Source organism: Clostridium sp. AF32-7AC (assembly GCF_003477925.1).
In the GTDB taxonomy this organism is placed as follows: domain Bacteria; phylum Bacillota; class Clostridia; order Lachnospirales; family Lachnospiraceae; genus Otoolea; species Otoolea fessa.
In genome coordinates, this window is record NZ_QUEG01000005.1 from 47,227 (window position 1) to 64,944 (window position 17,718).

Sequence of the window (17,718 nt, forward strand, 5' to 3'; positions counted from 1 at the left end):
TTTCATTGACAAATTCATGTATCAGCTCTGTATCATATGATGTTGGGGTCAAAAGACATTTTCAGTCCAAAAAAACTTCATCAAAGGCTGCAAAATACTTACCTCTTTTTCCTCAGCCTGTCTTCCTTCTCTCTCAGATACGTCTTCACATCCAATCCACCCGTCTCGCGGTACGTCTCATCCACAATCCGCCCCACCGTTTCCACGGCATCCTGGTAGCTCGCGCCGACCCCTACGATCAGCAGATCCGCCTGCTCCCGGTAATAATTCTGCCGGAGCACATAGGCAGGCAGGATGTCAAGCAGGTTGTGTCCGCCTGAGGCAGGCGTGATCACGTGAACGCCCGGCTGTACCTTTCCGAGGCGGAGTTTCTGTAGAATCGAAAAACGATGCTTTTTAGCAGTTTCTCCCAGATACAGATATTTATACCAAATCATCGTCCCCGCCTCCTAAAAAAGGAGAGCCTGATCCATGGCGCTCTAAAAACAGCTCGTTTCCGGCTATTTTTCCCCGCCTGTCAGCTCTCCCTCCTTTACATGATCAATCTTTTTTATAATTCTTAATAATCGACCGTCTCAGCAGATCCAGTGCCTGAATCACCGTCTGCTCACGCACCTTCTCGCGGTTTCCGCGGAAATGGTATTCCTCTACTTTGACTTTATCCTTCATATAACATGCGATATAGACGAGTCCCACCGGTTTCTCCTCGGTTCCGCCGTCCGGTCCGGCGATGCCGGTCACAGCGATACAGGCATCCGCATCCGTCGTAAATACACCGCCTGCAGCCATCTCACGCGCCGTCTGTTCGCTGACCGCGCCGTATTTTTTCAGGGTCGCCTTGCTGACGCCCAGGATCTTTTTCTTTGCCTTGTTGGAATACGTCACGTATCCCTCGTTAAAGACCTCTGAAGCCCCCGGCACGTTGACGATGCGTCCGGCGATCAGACCGCCTGTGCAGGACTCTGCGGTTGTCACAGTCAGGTCGTATTTCTTTAAGAGGCGGACAACGACATCCTCCAGATTCTCATGCTCATCCGTCGTGTAAACCGCATTACCGAACCGTTTCTTGATCTCTTTGATAACCGGTTTTAACAGCTGTTTTGCTGCGTCTTCGCTCTCGGCTCTCGCGGTCACGCGCAGATGTACTTCTTTCGTCTTTGCATAGGTCGCAATCGTCGGGTTCGTCTGCTGGTCGATGAGGTCGAGAAGCATCTCCTCCACCTTGCTCTCCCCGTATCCGCAGATTTTGAGCATCTGGGAATAGATCACACAGTCAGATCGTTTCTGAATATAAGCACAAACCTGATCTTCCACCATCGGATACAGTTCGTTCGGCGGTCCCGGAAGAAGAATCGCGGTCTTACCGTTTTTCTCCAGGGCAAGTCCTGGAGCTGTGCCGTTTGTGTTGGAAAATACCACCGCGCCCTCCGGCACCAGCGCCTGACGCCAGTTGCTATCCGGAATATCGGTGCGCTTGCGCTGCCGGTACCAATCCTCCAGATGTGCCCGCACCTCCGGATCCTCGACTAACGGCATTCCCATCAGCTCCGCGCAGACATCCTTCGTGATATCATCCTCCGTCGGTCCCAGACCGCCGCCGATGATAACGAGATCGGCTCTTGAGAGCGCCGTCCGGAAGACTTCTGTCATGCGCTCCCGGTTGTCCCCTACCGTCGTCTGGTAATAGACGTTAAGCCCCAGCTTTGCACACGTTTCCGATAAATACTGCGCATTGGTATTGACGATATTGCCAAGCAGCAGCTCTGTTCCTACCGAGATCAGTTCGACTATCATATCAGATACTCCCTTCTGTCAGTATTTTATGATTCTTGTAAATATAATCAACAAGTGACACAATCGTCAGCAGCAGCGCGATCCAGACACAGATCGTCGTGACAAACGCAAGCGCCGGAATATCCAGAATCAATAACACCACTGATACCATCTGAAACGTCGTCTTAAATTTGCCCCAATAGCTGGCGGCGATGACAACTCCGTTGTCCGAGGCGATCAGACGGAATCCGCTGATGATAAACTCCCGGCTGATGATGACGATAACCATCCAGGCTGGAAGCGCGTTCAGCTCGATCAGACAGATGAGCGCCGAGCACACTAAGAGCTTGTCCGCGAGCGGATCCATAAATTTTCCAAAGTTCGTAACCAGATTGTACTTTCTGGCAATCTTTCCATCCAGAAGATCGGTCAGGCTGGCTATGATAAACAGTGCCAGTGCAATCATACGGAAGGTACGGTTTTCACCATTCTGCCAGAGAAGAAAAAACACAAAAAACGGAATCATGATGACGCGAAGCGTCGTAAGCTTATTCGGTAAATTCATCAGCCAACTCTCCTATCAAATCATATTCGAGTGCTCCCGTTACGCGGACACGGCAGAAATCGCCGGACATCAGCGGAACATCCGCATTGACAAAAATCAAACCATCTACGTTCGGCGCGTCCTTATAGGTACGTCCCACGAAAGCATTCTCGTCTGCCACTTTTCCCTCGATCATAACCTCAAGCACACGGTCTTTCATATCCTCGGCTTTCTCAAAGGCAATCTCCTGCTGCAGCTCCATGATCTCGTCGCGGCGGTCTTCCTTGACCTCCTGCGGTACCTGATCCGGATATCCGGCTGCCGGTGTGTCCTCTTCTTCAGAGTATGCAAACACGCCCAGGCGGTCAAATTCCATCTCATCGACGAACCGCATCAGTTCCTCATGATCCTCCTGTGTCTCACCCGGGAAACCGGAAATTAAGGTCGTGCGGAGTGCAATATCTGGGATCTCTTCCCGCAGATGCGCGATCCGCTCCCGAAGCTCCGCCTGATTCGTGCGGCGCCCCATCCGCTTGAGAACGGCATCGCTCGCGTGCTGGATCGGAATATCCAGGTAGTGACAGACTTTTTCCTCCGTCTTGATCGCCTGAATCAACTCCTCGGTGATCTCCTCCGGATAACAGTACTGGATACGGATCCATTCGATTCCATCGATCTGTGCCAGTTCATGTAAAAGTTTCGGCAGGGTCTTCTCTCCATACAAATCCACGCCGTAAAGCGTCGTCTCCTGTGCGACAAGAATCAGTTCCTTCACACCCTGATCCGCGAGCTCCTTTGCCTCTGTGAGAAGCTGCTCCATCGGCACACTGCGGTACGGTCCACGCAGGGACGGGATAATACAATAGGTACACCGTTTGTTACAGCCCTCGGAAATCTTTAAAAAAGCATAATGTCCGCCGGTCGTCACCAGACGTTTGCTCCGCATCTTCGTCTCCGGAAGTTCGGACAAATCGTGGAAATCAGATACCCGCTCGCCCTTCAGCGCCTCCGCCAGCACCTTGCTGACCTCATCATAGCTGGTCGTACCGAGAATACCGTCCACCTCCGGCACCTCCTGCAGGATCTCTTCCTTGTAACGCTGTGCCATACAGCCGCTGACTAAGAGCGCCTTGCAGGTTCCGCTCTTTTTGTACTCTGCCATCTCTAAGATAGTGTTGACACTCTCCTCCTTGGCATCGTTGATAAAGCAGCAGGTATTGACCAGAATGACATCTGCCTCCTGCTCGTCATCGGTAAACGTGTACCCATCCTGGCTCAGCGAACCCAGCATACGCTCTGCATCAACCAGGTTTTTATCGCAGCCAAGGGATATACAAAGTAATTTCATTCAATTCTCTCCTAATACCATATTTAAAAAATTTCTGTAACCATAATCGATTTGAACCGTCACAAAAATTCTATATCGTAACTGTTCAGTACCTTCACAGTCACGCGCAAAAATCCATTAAAAATTGCCTACGGCAATGGGATTTTTGCCTGCTGGCCCATGTTTTCGTACGGTCAGCGCAGTAAATGCGCAGACCTACTGAACAGTTACTCTATATCTAAGAAAAGACCATCTCCATGTACATAATGAACACGGGACGGTCTTCTGTCACCTTTTAGACCTCTTCCTCCGGGGAATCGTTCTCTGCTACAATTTTAACCTTAGAATGGTACAGCTCGTCGATCGCGATCGAAAGCGGTTTTCTTCCATTCTCAATGACCAGTGCCTCATCACCGGCGATCAGCTGTCTTGCACGCTTTGCAGTCGCAATTACGATGGAGTAACGGCTCTGAATCAGCGGTTCTTTCCCCGGCTCAGCCTCTTTGTTTACAACATTAATTAAGTCAAGATATGACGGACGCAGCATCATAATACATCTTTCTCCTTTCAGAATTGCTTCATCTCTTCTTTTATTTTTTCAATCAAAGTCTTGTGATTTTCTGTTCTGGCATGCATCGCCTGAATCAGTGCGTGCATTTCTTCTACACAGCGGTCTACCTCATCATTCACCAGAATGAAATCGTAGTCATCCATCTGCTTGGACTCCTCCGCTGCTCTCGAAAGCCGTGCGGCAATCTTCTCAGGTGTCTCGGTTCCACGACCTGCCAGCCGGTTTCTAAGCTCCCCGGCACTCGGCGGCGTGACAAAAATGAGAACTGCCTCCGGGAATTTCTTCTTGATTTTCAGGGCACCCTGAATCTCAATCTCCAAAAGGACATCCTTGCCCGCTTTCAGGTTGGAAAACACATACTCCTTCGGTGTGCCGTAATAGTTACCGACATACTGGGCGTATTCGACCAGCTCATCGTGTTCGATCATCTGTTCGAACTCTTCCCGGGTCTTAAAGAAATACTCTCTTCCATCAACCTCGCCCTCGCGCGGTGCGCGGGTGGTCGCGGAGATGGAAAGGGCATAATTGTCATACCGCTCCAGCAATGCACGCATCAATGTTCCCTTGCCTGCCCCTGAAAATCCGGATATAACTGCCAGTACTCCCTGATTATCCATATATTTCGCCTGCTTTCTAAATTCTATCTATTATTACAATATTTCATATTCTCCGTATTTTCACCGCCAACGGCAACTTTCCGTGAATACCTCTTCCAGCATGATCGGCTATTCAATATTCTGAATCTGCTCTCTGACTTTCTCGATCTCTGTCTTGAGTGCAATCGCACAATCGGAAACCTCCAGATCGTTTGCCTTGGAAAGGATCGTATTCGCCTCGCGGTTCATCTCCTGTGCAATGAAATCCAGCTTACGTCCGACGCTTCCGCCCGCCGTCAGCTCCTTGCGGGTCGCCTCGATGTGGCTTCTCAGGCGGACCGTCTCCTCATCGGTGCAGATCTTATCTGCAAAAATCACAACCTCTGCCGCAATCCGACCTTCATCGACGCTGCTTCCTTCCAGAAGTTCTTTCACCTTATCTTCCAGTTTCGCCCGGTATTCTTCCACGATCTTCGGGGAACGTTCTTCAATCTGATCGACCAGCGTTACCATATAGTCCAGCTTGCCAAGCAGATCCTGCTTCAGATTCTCACCCTCGCGTGTGCGTGTCTCGACAAATTTCTCTGCCGCCTCGCCGATCGCCTTTTCGAGAATCTGCCACATATGCTCCTCGTCCTCCGGCGCCTGCTCCATCGTAAAGACCTCCGGACACCGTGCAAGACGCATCACCGTCGCGTCATTCGGAATTCCAAGCTCGTCCGCCATCTGACGGAAATAATCCATATACTCGCCGGCCAGGGAACGATTGTACTTTAAGGACATCTTCTCATCCGTATAATCTTCATAGGAAATAAAGACATCTACCTTTCCCCGCTGAATGTATTTCTTGAGCTGCGCGCGAATCGCCGCCTCAAAGTAATTAAATTTCTTCGGCATCTTAATGCTGAGATCCAGGTAACGGTGGTTTACCGCCTTCATCTCCACAGAAATCTTATATTCATCCGTTGCCATCTCGCATCGGCCAAATCCAGTCATACTTTTAAGCATAGTGACGCCTCTCTCTTTCATCCATAGATAATGGTATTATAATGCAAATCGCCGCAAGCGTCAACCGAATTTAAAAGTGATTGTTTTTCGTGTCTTCTTTCATTATAATAGTAGATACTACACAAATAAAGGAGCACCAAAACCATGGCATTTGACGGAATTGTAATCGCAAACCTGGTTAAGGAGTTTAGTGACGCGCTTACCGGCGGCAAGATCGCAAAGATCACGCAGACCGAGCGCGATGAACTTCTTTTTACCATAAAGAACTTCCGGGAGACGAAACGACTTCTTCTCTCGGTCAACGCAAGTCTTCCGCTGGCATATCTAACGGATACCAACAAGCAGGGACCGATGACTGCCCCGAATTTCTGCATGCTGCTTCGCAAGCACATCGGAAGCGGACGCATCGTGTCGGTCAGCCAGCCGAGTCTGGAACGCTGTATTCATTTTGAGATCGAACATCTGGACGAGATGGGTGACCTCTGCCGCAAGCTGCTTATCGTCGAACTGATGGGAAAATACAGCAATATCATTTTCTGCAGCCCTGACGGCACGATCCTCGACAGTATCAAACATATCTCCGTGCAGGTCAGCTCCGTGCGCGAGGTTCTGCCGGGACGGCAATATTTCCTCCCGCAGACGGTCGCAAAGCAGGATCCGCTGACTGCATCTGCCGATGATTTCGCCGCCATTCTGGCACAGTCACCGGCACCGGCAGGAAAAGCCATTTACACGAATTTCACCGGTATCAGCCCGGTCATGGCAGAAGAATTCTGCTATGAGGCATCGATCGATGCCGACCGCCCCGCATCGGAACTGAATGAGCTGGAGCGCACGCACCTCGGGCACACGCTGGAACTGGTAATGGAATCCATCAAAAATGGACAGTTCTCGCCTTGCATCGTATACCGTGAAGATGAGCCAATGGAATTTGCTGCTCTCCCATTGACCTCGTTCCCGCCGGAATATCAGGTCGAACACTTTGATTCGATCAGTAAAGTGCTGGAGACCTACTATGCGTCCAAGAACGTCATCACACGAATCCGCCAGAAATCCTCGGATCTGCGCCGGATCGTCCAGACTGCCCTGGAGCGCAATTATAAAAAATACGATTTGCAGCAGAAACAGTTAAAGGACACCGAAAAACGGGATAAATACAAGCTCTACGGCGAGCTGTTAAACACCTACGGTTATGAGCTGACCGGCGGCGAAAAAGAACTTGTCTGCACGAACTACTACACAGGAAAAGAGGTCAAGATCCCACTTGACCCGCAGCTGACCGCCCGCGAAAATTCTCAGAAGTATTTTGACAAATATGGAAAACTCAAACGTACTTTCGAGGCTCAGAGCCAGCTCATTGAGGAGACGAAGCAGGAGATCGAGCACCTCGAATCCATCAGTACCTCCCTCGATATTGCCTTAAAGGAGGAAGATCTGACCCAGATCAAGCAGGAGCTGACGGAATATGGCTTCATCAAAAAGCACGGTCCGGCTGGAAAGAAAGTGAAAATCACAAGCCGCCCATTCCACTACCTTTCCTCAAACGGATTCCATATCTACGTCGGCAAAAACAACTACCAGAATGAGGAGCTGACCTTCAAGATCGCGACTGGAAATGACTGGTGGTTCCACGCAAAAGGAATTCCGGGTTCCCATGTCATTGTGAAATCCGAAGGAAAAGAGCTTCCGGACCGCACCTTCGAGGAAGCTGCCGGGCTGGCTGCCTACTATTCCAAGGGACGGGAAAATGAAAAAGTTGAGATCGATTATGTACAGAAAAAGCAGGTCAAAAAAGTAGCGGGCGCTGCTCCGGGATTTGTGATTTATCATACGAATTATTCGATGATGGCGACGCCGTCGAATCAGCTGGAAGAACTGCCATCATAATGCCGCCTGAAAGAAGACAATATCTATATTTCTGCAATTCACAATGAGTCCAGTAAAAAAAACGCCACAGGCACACAGCCCATGGCGTTTTTTACTGGACACAAATGAACTTAGCGAATCTCGCTCTTACCACCCATATATGGACGCAGAACCTCCGGAATGCGGACAGAACCGTCTGCCTGAAGATTGTTCTCTAAGAATGCGATCAGCATACGCGGCGGAGCTACTACAGTGTTGTTCAGGGTGTGTGCAAAGTATTTACCGTCTTTGCCGTTGACACGGATCTTCAGACGTCTTGCCTGTGCATCGCCTAAGTTGGAGCAGCTTCCAACCTCGAAATATTTTTTCTGACGCGGGGACCATGCCTCTACATCAACGGATTTGACTTTCAGATCAGCCAGATCTCCGGAACAGCACTCCAGAGTACGAACCGGAATATCCATGGAACGGAACAGGTCTACGGTGTTCTTCCACAGTTTGTCATACCACATCTTGCTATCTTCCGGTTTGCAGACTACGATCATTTCCTGTTTCTCAAACTGGTGGATGCGGTATACGCCTCTCTCCTCGATGCCGTGAGCGCCCTTCTCCTTACGGAAACACGGAGAATAGCTGGTCAGTGTCTTCGGAAGCTCTTCCTCCGGAACTACGGTATCAATGAATTTACCGATCATGGAGTGCTCGCTGGTACCGATCAGGTAGAGATCCTCGCCCTCGATCTTGTACATCATCGCATCCATCTCATCAAAACTCATAACGCCGGTTACAACATTGCTGCGGATCATGAACGGCGGGATACAGTAGGTAAATCCACGGTCAATCATGAAATCTCTTGCATATGCGATAACAGCAGAATGAAGTCTTGCGATATCGCCCATCAGGTAATAGAAACCATTTCCAGCTACCTTTCTGGCGCTGTCCAGATCGATGCCGTTGAATTTCTCCATAATCTCGGTGTGGTAAGGAATCTCGAAATCCGGTACCACCGGCTCGCCGAAGCGCTCAATCTCTACGTTCTCGCTGTCGTCTTTACCGATCGGAACACTCGGATCAATGATGTTCGGGATGGTCATCATAATCTTTAAGATGCGCTCGCCCAGATCCTTCTCCTGCTCTTCCAGCTCAGACAGGCGGGCGGACTGCTCTGCTACCTGTTTTTTCAGCTCTTCTGCTTCCTCTTTCTTTCCCTGCCCCATCAGAGCACCGATCTGTTTTGCAATCTTGTTCTTGTTCGCACGCAGATCGTCTGCTTCCTTCTTCGCTGTACGATTCTTGGCATCCAGCTCAATTACCTCATCTACCAGCGGAAGTTTCTTGTCCTGGAACTTATTTTTAATATTCTGCTTTACAATGTCAGGATTTTCTCTGACGAATTTAAGATCTAACATATCTTCCTCCTACTGTTATGCAATTAACTGCACGAAAATTAATTATAATTATACTACAACTTTGTACGAATGAAAAGCCCTGTTTCAAGAGTTCCTCTGTTCGTTACTGTTCACGCATACGTGAACAGTAACGGAATTTGCCGTGGCTTCGCATTTAAATACGGCAAATTCCTGCTGCCACCACGTTTTCTTACGGCACTTTCGGTTCCAAAAGTGCCTACCCGTGAACTGTAACCTCTGTTCTTCTTGATACAAAACAGGATAGACTGCCCATTATATTTAACTCAACTTCGTCAAATAGGACAGACACGCCTCCAGGCACAGTCCGTCCTGCTCCGGGGCACCAAGTTCTTCTGTCTTTTCCACACATTTTTTTGTAAAAGCTGCCGCCCGTCTGACGGCTTCCTCCATCGGCACACCTCGCACCATGCTGGCACCGATGACTGCTGCAAAGACATCCCCGGTTCCGTGGTAATTGCCCGCCACAAATTTAGTTGCATGAAAGACCGGATCCTTGCCGCGCTCATGGATCACGTTGAGGATCTGTTTGCCCTTGACCACGCCTGTCAAAATGACTGACCGCGCGCCCAAAAGGTGAAGCTTCCAGGTCAGATCTGAGAGCTTGCGCTTACTCCATCCATTTTCCTGATACAGCGTGTCCGTCAGGGCACAGGCCTCAGTCAGATTTGGCGTGACAACGTCCGCATACTGCATCAGCTCCCGCATCGCCTCGATCAGCTCCTCGTCACAGACGCTGTAGAGATGTCCGTGGTCGCCCATCGTCGGATCTACCAAAACCTGCGTATTTTCCCGTTTGAAATCCCGGATAAAATCTGCCACGATCGACGCCTGTCTGGCAGAACCTAAGAATCCAGTCATGATTCCGTCCATCTCAAATCCCATCTTCCGCCACGGCTCCAGGTATGCCTCCATCCGATCGGTATAATCATCCATATAGCATTCCGGATATCCCGCGTGATTGGACAGCACCGCCGTTACCACCGGACAGCACTGTACCTTGAGGGCGCTGATAACCGGCATCGCCGCCGTCAGCGAACAGCGCCCGTAGCCTGACAGGTCATTTAAAACTGCTATTTTCTTCTGCATTCCTTCCATGTATACTTTTTCCTCATTTTCTTAATTTTAAGATACCAGGGTCAAAAGGTCAAAAGTTCGACGCAAGCTTGCTTGCAGGAGAATTTTTGACCTTGGGACCCGCCAAAAACATGAGTAAGTAGCCATTTTTCAAAGAAAAATGAGCGAATTACGAATGTTTTCGAAGATTGCGGGAGCATATAGTGCGGAGCAATCTGGTATCAGAGGGGTCAAAACGTCTTTTGACCCCAACATCATTTTAAGCAACTTTATAATCTAACATATTCTCGCGGCAGATACGACTGCCTGCAGCATGATTCTGGTTTCTACAAGCGTGTATCTATGCATTTGTGTTTTATAAACCGCACACTCCAATGACGCAACAAGGAGACTGCGCCCGGACAGATGTTTTTCCCATTCTGCCCAATCACAGTCTCCTGTATGTATTTCATTTTAATTCTTCTCGACTGAGATAAATTGCCTTATGCTCTCGCTTCTACAGACAATGCATCCAGAAAACCTGCCTTGCGGAGTGCCGGACGAACTGCCATATATATAACAACAGACGCAATCGTAGATGTCACCGCATTGATCGAAGTCGCTGCGATATTCCATGCAAGTGTAAGCTCTGCCGCCGGTTTACCAATGATCCAGAGTTTATAATAATATCCAATCAGCGGATCTGCAATGACGTTGAATAAAAGACCTGCCACCGCTGCTGCAATCGTAAAACTAAGGATGTGGTTCTTATCGGTGCTCCGGTCAATTTTGCCCATACGATGTGCTACGAATCCGGCGATCAGTCCGATGCAGAGTTTGCAGATAAATGTCTTCGGTGCATATACAATATAAACCGGATCGAGAAGGTCACCTATCGTCATGCCGATAGCACCTCCCAAACCGCCGTAAAAGCCGCCGACTAAGAGTGCCCCGATGACACAGACTGCATTTCCCAGATGAATGGAAGTTGCATCGCCGCCCGGAAGTGTGATCTTCACCTGTCCGTATGTAAATACGACATAGGAGAGAGCTGCCAGCAGACCGACCATCGCGATCTTGTAAGCCTGATTTGATTTGTTTGCCATGATGTTTCATCCTCCCTTGTTATTGGACTCATCATAGCACAATCTTGTCCCCTGAAAAACATACAGTTTTTATCATTTTAAGCAGGTCAGTTTTAACTTGCCACTTTTTTATCCGAATTAATCATGTGCCTCCACGCACAAAAGGACGCCTCTCTCCAGCTCCAGAATGCCCTCTTCCCGTTTGAGTTCATTGCTGATGCAGAGACTCGTCCCCAGCCCGATCGTCCGCCGCTGGAGCGGGTATTTAAATCCCCGCAGCGTCAGTCCCTCGACAGTCTCGGTCATCGGCAGGAACGAAATGTATTTTCCATACACCTCTTCCCGGTGAAATACCTTATGCCCGCCCAGAAGATACAGGCGGTTGCGGGCATCATAAATATTCACTTCCATTCCCTGGCAGAAAAACTGATACATCAGCTGGATATTGCCGATGGCGTGATCCATACGGCCGCCCAGCGCCCCCAGGATATCAACTGCCTCACAGCCCTGGCGCGCCGCCGTCAAAAGCGCCAGCTCCGTATCCGTCTCATCCTTCTCCGGTTTATGGATCTCAAATTCGATGTCCGGCTGGTTCTGATATTCTTCCAGAACCTTTTTGTCCACCGTGTCCAGATCGCCGACCACCGCATTCGGAGAAATATGCAGCGGGCGCAGAACCTCCAGCCCCGCATCTGCCGCAATTACATAGTCATACGAGCGCTGTGAGAGAAAATCTTTCGCAAACGCAATATCAATCGTTCCGCCTGTCACAATCAAACAACGCTTCATCTTCATCATCCCTGTTCAAATTCCTGAAAAATATTTAAAAATGTTTTTACATTCCCAGCCGGGTTTCCCTTAAATACGGCGCTTCCCGCCACGATCACATCGGCTCCTGCCTCTAATACCGTCCGCACATTGTCCGGCGTGATTCCTCCGTCCACCTCAATGCGGGTGGAAAGTCCCCTCTCGCTGCACATTGCGCGCAGCTTCTTGATTTTTTCTACCGTATATGGAATAAATTTCTGACCGCCAAATCCCGGGTTGACCGTCATCAGAAGAACCATGTCCACCTCCGGCAAAATAACATCCAGTGTCTCGACCGGGGTCGCCGGATTTAACGCTACACCTGTTTGCAGCCCTGCCTCACGGATCTGCGCGATCGTGCGGTCCAGATGAAGACAGGCTTCCTGATGCACACAGATCAGATCCGCCCCCGCTTTTTTGATATCCTCTACGTAACGTCCCGGTTCTTCCACCATCATGTGTACGTCAAACACACGATCCGTCACCGGGCGCAGGCTCTTAATTACCGGCATTCCAAAGGAGATACTCGGCACAAACGCGCCATCCATCACATCCAGATGGATGTACTGTGCGCCTGCCTTGTCCACCTCAGCGACCTGCTCTCCCAGCTTCGTAAAATCTGCCCCCAGAATCGAAGGTGATAATATAATCATGGTTCTTTCCTCCCATTTTTTGTATAATATCCTCAACGGCTGCTTCTGCCGTATTTCTTTTTCTCTTTTAATTCCTGATACATCAAACGGTAATTGTCATACCGGCTCTGCCCGATCTTATGCTCCTGCACCGCCGTCTTGACGCCGCATTCGCGCTCGCCAATGTGGACACAGCCTAAGAAACGGCATTCATCCTCATATGCCTCAAATTCCGGGAAAAAGTCCTTGAGCGCCTCCGGCTCCAAATCCTCGATATAGAGAGAACTGAATCCCGGCGTATCCATCATATAGGTGCTCTCTTCCACGAAAAACAGTTCTGAATGGCGCGTCGTATGTTTGCCCCGGCGGATCTTCTCACTGATACCGCCCGTTTCCATCTGTGCCTCCGGCTGGATAAAGTTCGTGATCGACGATTTTCCGACACCCGAAGGTCCTGCTAAGACCGTTGTTTTCCCAATGATCAACCGATGAAACTCCTCCAGCCCTGATTTTTCGTAGGTGCTGATAAAATGCACCGGATAGCCCGCCGGTTCATAGATCGCACGCAGCTTCTCCTGCTCGGCTGCATCAACCAGATCGATCTTGTTGAAACAGATGCTGACCGGAACTTCCTGCCGTTCCATCATGACGAGGAAGCGGTCGAGAAGGTTTAAATTTGGCATCGGATCGGTGATGGCAAAAACCACCACCGCCTGATCAACATTTGAAACCGCCGGGCGGATCAGACGGTTTTTACGAGGAAGGATCTCATCGAGATTGCCTGTCGCCTTCTCCTCATCGAGAACACTGATCTCCACGTCATCGCCTACCAGCGGCTTGATGCCGCGATTTCGGAAAATTCCCTTTGCACGGCATTCATATACCTTTCCAATACCGTCGTGTACATAATAGAAACCGCCGATCCCTTTAATTATCTTTCCCTGCATATCTGTACCTTACAACTACCTCTTATTAATTATCTGAAACTTCCACAAATTCAAGCTGATACGTTTTTAGAACCCGATCGTTCGTCAGATCGAGGATCTGCAGCTCACCTGTCTGCACACCGTCCGCTCCCTCGATATTATAATGAATCGGAAGCGTGATATCGCCGCCGATCTCCCTCGGTTCCATGACCGTCTTAGTCACAGTATTGCCGGCAATCGTCTGCTTCATCACAATACTGACGCGGATATGCGTATCTCCGGAACTTGGTCCAAACAGTTCACTCATCTGGAATTCATCGTTGATCGCCGCCACATAGCGGGTTCCTTTTCCCAGACTGACTGTATAGCCAATGGCACTTCCCTCCGGTGTATCTGTTTTCTCCAGGACATCCTGACTGATGATCTTGCCCTTTGCCACTTCTGAACTCTTCGCTTCCTTGCGCTCGCCAAGCTCTAATCCGACCGCTTCCAGAACAACTTTTGCATTTTCCTCTGAAAGCCCTGTAATCCTCGGCATCGGTACCGTCGGTACGTTCGGACCTGTGCTGACATACAGCGTCACCGTACCGCCTGGATCCACGCTGGACGGACTGTATCGGATCACTATACCGGAGGCAACCGTATCGCTGCTCTCTTTCTGCACTACTACGGTCAGTTTATTTTCTTCTGCCAGAAGCGTCTCTGCATCCTCGCCGGACATCTCTTCCAGTCCAAGTTTCGTCAAATCTATTGCCTCATTGCCTTCTCCGATCGTGACGATAACTTCCGTCTGTTTCGAGACAACCGTGCCGCTGGCAATACTCTGACCGATGACCTTCCCCTTTTCAGAGGTTTCCGACTTTTCATATTCATAACGGATTTTCAACGACTGCTTTTCCAATGCTGTCTTCGCCTCATCCTCCGTCATGCCGTCCAGAGGCGGAACCCTGCACTCCGTTGATTCCAGACTCTCGCTCTCAGACGCATCCGAAGAAGCTTCAACGGTCGTCTTCGGATGCTTCTGACTACCAGATCCCAGATTAAAGATGCCTGTCAACTTCGCAGCAATGACAATCACAACCACCACAATCAATACGGCTGCACCGATTCCAATCATCGTAAGCAGGCGCTCCATCTGCGGATTGACATCCTCGCTGTCTTCTTCTATACGGCGTCCCTTCCGTCTACGGTCTGGGCGCCTTGAGGTTTCTTCCTCATAGACATCCGTCTCTTCTTCCTGCCAACCTTCTATCTCGTTCTCCGACGGTTCCGGCTCTTTCCAGACTACCTCACCACGTTCATTTTCTGTCGGAACCGGTCCGGTCTTTTCACTCACTGCCGGATGTTCCATCGTCTGTTCCAGATTTCGATTTCTCTGTGCCTCCATCTGGCGGTTCAGTTCCTCTGCCCCGCGCACGACTGTCGGGGAATTTTCATCAAATTCCGGTTCTTTTTTCAGGAAATCATCGTTTGGATCCACCAGCGCATGGCGCAGATCCGCGATCAGCTCATACGCATTCTGGTAACGGCGTTCCGGCTTTTTTTGGGTACATTTTAAAATAATGCGGTCCAGGCTTGCCGACACCTCCGGGTTGATGCGGCTCGGCGGCTGCACCGGTTCTTCCAAATGCGCCAGTGCCACTGAAACCGGGTTATCCCCGTCAAACGGAAGTTTTCCTGTTAGCATCTCATACATCGTGATTCCCAGTGAATACAGATCGCTTCGTCCGTCGCTATAATTTCCTTTTGCCTGCTCCGGCGAGATATAATGCACGGAACCGACCGCATTGACCCCGATCGTCTGGGACGATACAGCTCTGGCAATACCGAAATCCGCCACCTTCACCTTGCCGTCACGCGAGATAATCATATTCTGCGGTTTGATGTCCCGGTGCACAATATGCTGGTCATGTGCCGCTGCCAGCCCCTGCGCTACCTGGATGGCAATTCCAATCGTTTCTTTGACGCCCAGATGACCTTTCTTGAGAATGTAGCTTTTCAGCGTGATTCCCTCGATGAGTTCCATGACGATATAATGAAGACTGCCCTCATCCACAACGTCATAAACACTCACAATATTGGGATGGGAAAGCCCTGCCGCCGCCTGCGCCTCCATCTTGAATTTGCTGACGAAATTCGCATCCTGGCTGTACTCATCCTTTAAAACCTTGATCGCCACCAGACGGTTCAGAGTGTGGCATTTTGCCTGATACACCTCTGACATGCCGCCCGTGCCAATCAGTGAGAGGATCTCATAGCGATCCTGCAGATAAGTTCCCGGTTTCAGCATCATGATTCTCTCACCTCCTTGATCTGCGGGTCAATCAATATGACCGCGATATTATCTTTCCCGCCGTTCTGGTTTGCGAGCGCCGTGAGCGCCCTTGCCTTGGTGTCCAGGGTTCCCGGCAGAAGCACCATCCGGTAAATTGCTGAATTATCCACCATATTGGTTAACCCGTCCGAACACAGCAGTATGTAATCGCCCGGGTTCAGTGAAACCTCAAAGAAATCCGGCTCCACATGCCCACCGATCCCGACTGCGCGGGTAATGATATTTTTCTTCGTCTCATATTCCCGGCTGCCGCGGCTCATCTGTCCCAGCGAGACCATCGCCTCCACGTAGGAATGATCCCGGGTAATCTGATGAATGCCGGAGCGCTCAATCCGGTAGAGACGGCTGTCCCCCACGTTTGCCACGTAGAGTGTATTTCCCTGAATTGAAGCCGCTACCAGCGTTGTTCCCATGCCGGCAAGCTCCTCGCGCTCACAGGAAAGGGTATAAAGTTCCTGATTGACTGCCTCGATCCCCTTTCGAAGCGCCGCGACCGGCTCATTCTCACCACTCTCTTTGATATATTCCGGCATATGCTCGATCAGATAGCGCGAAGCAAAATCTCCCGCCTGATGACCGCCCATTCCGTCCGCCACGACAAACAGGTTGGAAAGTTCTCCCACCGGCTCCGTGCTGGCAAACTGAGCATCCTGATTGACCTTACGAGTTTTTCCGATATCCGTCAGTGCGTATGCTTTCATTTGACTGCCGCACCTTCTTTCTCCTGCTCTTTATCCATATAGCTCTTCCGGAGCTGTCCGCAGGCACCGTCTATGTCGCGCCCCATCTCACGCCGGATTGTCACATTGATTCCCTTAGATTCCAGACATCCCTTAAATGCTTCGATCGCTTTCCGTCCCGACTGTACATAAGAGCGCTCCTTGATCGGATTGACCGGAATCAGATTCACATGCCCGTGCTGATCCTGAATCAGCGCCGCCAGCTCGCGCGCCTCGTCCAGATTGTCGTTGACTCCCTGCACCAGGCTGTACTCAAACGTCATGCGGCGTCCCGTTTTTTCAAAATAGTAATGACAGGCCGCCAATACATCCTTTAACGCATATGTACGCGCGATCGGCATCAGGCTCTTCCGCACCTCGTCATTCGGCGCATGCAGAGAAAGTGCCAGCGTGATGGTCAGTCCCTGATCTGCCAGCTCCCGGATCTTCGGAACCAGCCCACAGGTGGAAACCGTCACATTCCGCTGACTGATATGCAGTCCGCCTTCCTCCGTCAAAAGATGGATAAAGCGGATCAGGTTATCGTAATTGTCCAGCGGTTCACCCGATCCCATCACAACCACGTTGGAAACGCGTTCGCCTGTATCGCGCTGAATCTGATAAATCTGGTCCAGCATCTCCGACGGGCGCAGGTTCCGTTCCAGGCCGTCCAGGGTCGAAGCACAGAAACGGCAGCCCATCCGACACCCCACCTGCGAGGAAATACAAACGGAATTTCCATGCTTATAACGCATCAGGACACTCTCGATGACATTGCCGTCCGCGAGGCGGAACAGGTACTTGCGGGTTCCATCGATCTGCGAAATCTGCACCCGTACCTTTTCCAGTGATACATACTCGCACGCGTCCTGCAGCTTCTGCCGGAGTATCTTGGAAAGGTTTGTCATATCGTCAAAGGAAGATGCCAGTTTTTCATGCATCCACTGATAGATCTGGGCGGTCCGGAATGGTTTTTCGCCCAGACTCACCAAAAAGGCACGCAGTTCCTCCTGCGTCATTGATTTTATATCCTGCTTTTCCATATC

At 50.3% G+C, this 17,718-nt stretch carries 17 protein-coding genes; 1 reads left to right on the forward strand and 16 read right to left on the reverse strand.

Annotated elements, in window-relative coordinates; genetic code table 11:
• Window positions 1–98: 98 nt before the first annotated feature.
• From DWZ45_RS08810 to DWZ45_RS08840, 7 genes are all read right to left on the reverse strand, one after another.
• Window positions 99–437, reverse strand: coding sequence for a hypothetical protein (locus DWZ45_RS08810; RefSeq protein WP_118468637.1), 339 nt, complete (start codon window positions 435–437; stop codon window positions 99–101).
• Between the two features lie 103 nt (window positions 438–540).
• Window positions 541–1,794: a competence/damage-inducible protein A gene (locus DWZ45_RS08815; protein ID WP_106999954.1), complete on the reverse strand. Its 1,254-nt coding sequence runs from the start codon at window positions 1,792–1,794 to the stop codon at window positions 541–543.
• A gap of 1 nt (window position 1,795) precedes the next feature.
• On the reverse strand, window positions 1,796–2,338 hold the full coding sequence (pgsA, locus tag DWZ45_RS08820) for a CDP-diacylglycerol--glycerol-3-phosphate 3-phosphatidyltransferase (protein ID WP_106999955.1): 543 nt from the start codon (window positions 2,336–2,338) through the stop codon (window positions 1,796–1,798).
• Window positions 2,322–3,665, reverse strand: coding sequence for a 30S ribosomal protein S12 methylthiotransferase RimO (rimO, locus tag DWZ45_RS08825; RefSeq protein ID WP_118468639.1), 1,344 nt, complete (start codon window positions 3,663–3,665; stop codon window positions 2,322–2,324). The genes pgsA and rimO overlap by 17 nt, the downstream gene beginning before the upstream one ends.
• Before the next feature lie 274 nt (window positions 3,666–3,939).
• A complete protein-coding gene (gene rpoZ, locus DWZ45_RS08830) occupies window positions 3,940–4,194 on the reverse strand; it encodes a DNA-directed RNA polymerase subunit omega (protein ID WP_022360270.1) in 255 nt (84 codons plus the stop codon).
• A gap of 17 nt (window positions 4,195–4,211) precedes the next feature.
• Window positions 4,212–4,832, reverse strand: coding sequence for a guanylate kinase (gene gmk / locus DWZ45_RS08835; RefSeq protein WP_022360271.1), 621 nt, complete (start codon window positions 4,830–4,832; stop codon window positions 4,212–4,214).
• A gap of 108 nt (window positions 4,833–4,940) precedes the next feature.
• Window positions 4,941–5,819, reverse strand: a complete 879-nt coding sequence (locus DWZ45_RS08840) for a YicC/YloC family endoribonuclease (RefSeq protein WP_118468641.1) — start codon at window positions 5,817–5,819, stop codon at window positions 4,941–4,943.
• Window positions 5,820–5,963: 144 nt separating this feature from the next.
• Here DWZ45_RS08840 and DWZ45_RS08845 point away from each other — a divergent pair, with 144 nt between their 5' ends.
• Complete coding sequence (locus tag DWZ45_RS08845; protein ID WP_118468643.1) at window positions 5,964–7,706, forward strand: NFACT RNA binding domain-containing protein; 1,743 nt, start codon at window positions 5,964–5,966, stop codon at window positions 7,704–7,706.
• 110 nt (window positions 7,707–7,816) lie between these two features.
• Here the strand turns inward: DWZ45_RS08845 and serS are convergent, their stop codons facing one another.
• From serS to rlmN, 9 genes are all read right to left on the reverse strand, one after another.
• Window positions 7,817–9,094 carry a serine--tRNA ligase gene (gene serS / locus DWZ45_RS08850; RefSeq protein WP_118468645.1) on the reverse strand — a complete coding sequence of 426 codons (1,278 nt, stop codon included), beginning with the start codon at window positions 9,092–9,094 and terminating at the stop codon, window positions 7,817–7,819.
• Window positions 9,095–9,373: 279 nt separating this feature from the next.
• Window positions 9,374–10,210, reverse strand: coding sequence for a pyridoxamine kinase (locus DWZ45_RS08855; RefSeq protein WP_118468647.1), 837 nt, complete (start codon window positions 10,208–10,210; stop codon window positions 9,374–9,376).
• A 461-nt stretch (window positions 10,211–10,671) separates the two neighbouring features.
• Complete coding sequence (locus DWZ45_RS08860) at window positions 10,672–11,274, reverse strand: ECF transporter S component (protein WP_118468649.1); 603 nt, start codon at window positions 11,272–11,274, stop codon at window positions 10,672–10,674.
• A gap of 117 nt (window positions 11,275–11,391) precedes the next feature.
• On the reverse strand, window positions 11,392–12,042 hold the full coding sequence (locus DWZ45_RS08865) for a thiamine diphosphokinase (protein WP_107000407.1): 651 nt from the start codon (window positions 12,040–12,042) through the stop codon (window positions 11,392–11,394).
• 5 nt (window positions 12,043–12,047) lie between these two features.
• Complete coding sequence (gene rpe / locus DWZ45_RS08870) at window positions 12,048–12,713, reverse strand: ribulose-phosphate 3-epimerase (protein ID WP_022360278.1); 666 nt, start codon at window positions 12,711–12,713, stop codon at window positions 12,048–12,050.
• A 32-nt stretch (window positions 12,714–12,745) separates the two neighbouring features.
• Window positions 12,746–13,639, reverse strand: coding sequence for a ribosome small subunit-dependent GTPase A (gene rsgA / locus DWZ45_RS08875; RefSeq protein ID WP_106999960.1), 894 nt, complete (start codon window positions 13,637–13,639; stop codon window positions 12,746–12,748).
• Between the two features lie 25 nt (window positions 13,640–13,664).
• A complete protein-coding gene (gene pknB / locus DWZ45_RS08880; protein WP_118468651.1) occupies window positions 13,665–15,911 on the reverse strand; it encodes a Stk1 family PASTA domain-containing Ser/Thr kinase in 2,247 nt (748 codons plus the stop codon).
• Entirely contained in the window at window positions 15,908–16,654 is a 747-nt protein-coding gene (locus tag DWZ45_RS08885) for a Stp1/IreP family PP2C-type Ser/Thr phosphatase (protein WP_106999962.1), read from the reverse strand. Before DWZ45_RS08885 ends, pknB begins: the two co-directional genes overlap by 4 nt.
• Window positions 16,651–17,715 carry a 23S rRNA (adenine(2503)-C(2))-methyltransferase RlmN gene (gene rlmN / locus DWZ45_RS08890; protein WP_118468653.1) on the reverse strand — a complete coding sequence of 355 codons (1,065 nt, stop codon included), beginning with the start codon at window positions 17,713–17,715 and terminating at the stop codon, window positions 16,651–16,653. The genes DWZ45_RS08885 and rlmN overlap by 4 nt, the downstream gene beginning before the upstream one ends.
• Between the last annotated feature and the right edge of the window lie 3 nt (window positions 17,716–17,718).

Coding starts and splice junctions, on each gene's coding strand:
- DWZ45_RS08865 (WP_107000407.1), bottom strand. CDS start 12,042: ATGAAGCGTTGTTTGATTGTGACAGGCGGAACGATTGATATTGCGTTT.
- rlmN (WP_118468653.1), bottom strand. CDS start 17,715: ATGGAAAAGCAGGATATAAAATCAATGACGCAGGAGGAACTGCGTGCC.
- DWZ45_RS08855 (WP_118468647.1), bottom strand. CDS start 10,210: ATGGAAGGAATGCAGAAGAAAATAGCAGTTTTAAATGACCTGTCAGGC.
- rpe (WP_022360278.1), bottom strand. CDS start 12,713: ATGATTATATTATCACCTTCGATTCTGGGGGCAGATTTTACGAAGCTG.
- serS (WP_118468645.1), bottom strand. CDS start 9,094: ATGTTAGATCTTAAATTCGTCAGAGAAAATCCTGACATTGTAAAGCAG.
- DWZ45_RS08885 (WP_106999962.1), bottom strand. CDS start 16,654: ATGAAAGCATACGCACTGACGGATATCGGAAAAACTCGTAAGGTCAAT.
- pgsA (WP_106999955.1), bottom strand. CDS start 2,338: ATGAATTTACCGAATAAGCTTACGACGCTTCGCGTCATCATGATTCCG.
- rimO (WP_118468639.1), bottom strand. CDS start 3,665: ATGAAATTACTTTGTATATCCCTTGGCTGCGATAAAAACCTGGTTGAT.
- DWZ45_RS08815 (WP_106999954.1), bottom strand. CDS start 1,794: ATGATAGTCGAACTGATCTCGGTAGGAACAGAGCTGCTGCTTGGCAAT.
- DWZ45_RS08810 (WP_118468637.1), bottom strand. CDS start 437: ATGATTTGGTATAAATATCTGTATCTGGGAGAAACTGCTAAAAAGCAT.
- rpoZ (WP_022360270.1), bottom strand. CDS start 4,194: ATGATGCTGCGTCCGTCATATCTTGACTTAATTAATGTTGTAAACAAA.
- rsgA (WP_106999960.1), bottom strand. CDS start 13,639: ATGCAGGGAAAGATAATTAAAGGGATCGGCGGTTTCTATTATGTACAC.
- DWZ45_RS08845 (WP_118468643.1), top strand. CDS start 5,964: ATGGCATTTGACGGAATTGTAATCGCAAACCTGGTTAAGGAGTTTAGT.
- gmk (WP_022360271.1), bottom strand. CDS start 4,832: ATGGATAATCAGGGAGTACTGGCAGTTATATCCGGATTTTCAGGGGCA.
- DWZ45_RS08840 (WP_118468641.1), bottom strand. CDS start 5,819: ATGCTTAAAAGTATGACTGGATTTGGCCGATGCGAGATGGCAACGGAT.
- DWZ45_RS08860 (WP_118468649.1), bottom strand. CDS start 11,274: ATGGCAAACAAATCAAATCAGGCTTACAAGATCGCGATGGTCGGTCTG.
- pknB (WP_118468651.1), bottom strand. CDS start 15,911: ATGATGCTGAAACCGGGAACTTATCTGCAGGATCGCTATGAGATCCTC.